1 protein-coding gene is annotated in these 494 nt (G+C 64.6%); it reads right to left on the reverse strand.

The annotated features are described in order from the left end of the window. On the reverse strand, nt 1-494 hold a 494-nt coding region (locus tag P3W75_RS25695; protein WP_276230138.1), incomplete at both ends, for an MBOAT family O-acyltransferase.

The following is a 494-nucleotide window of genomic DNA, read 5'->3' on the forward strand; positions in this document are numbered from 1 at the left end:
TACAGGTAGTCGCGCAGCCAGGTGGAGAGGCTGATGTGCCAGCGCCGCCAGAACTCGGTGATGGACTGGCTGATGTAGGGCTGGTTGAAGTTCTCCATGAAGCGGAAGCCCATCATCAGGCCGAGGCCGATGGCCATGTCGCTGTAGCCGGAGAAGTCGAAGTACAGCTGCGCGGTGTAGGCCAGGGCGCCGAGCCAGGCGTCGCCGGTGGTCGGGTCCTGCAGGGCGAAGCAGTGGTCGGCCAGGGCCGCCAGGGTGTCGGCGATGAACACCTTCTTGACGAAGCCCTGCATGAAGCGGGTGCAGCCTTCGGCGAACTTGTCGAGGGTGTGGGTGCGGTGGTTGAACTGGTCGACCAGGTCCTTGAAGCGCAGCACGGGGCCGGCGATCAGGTGCGGGAAGATCGCCACGAAGGCCGCGAAGTCGATGAGGTTGCGCGTGGCCGGGGTGTCGCCGCGGTACACGTCGATGATGTAGCTGATCGACTCGAAGGT

The organism is Pseudomonas citronellolis (assembly GCF_029335315.1).
Lineage (GTDB): Bacteria > Pseudomonadota > Gammaproteobacteria > Pseudomonadales > Pseudomonadaceae > Pseudomonas > Pseudomonas citronellolis_A.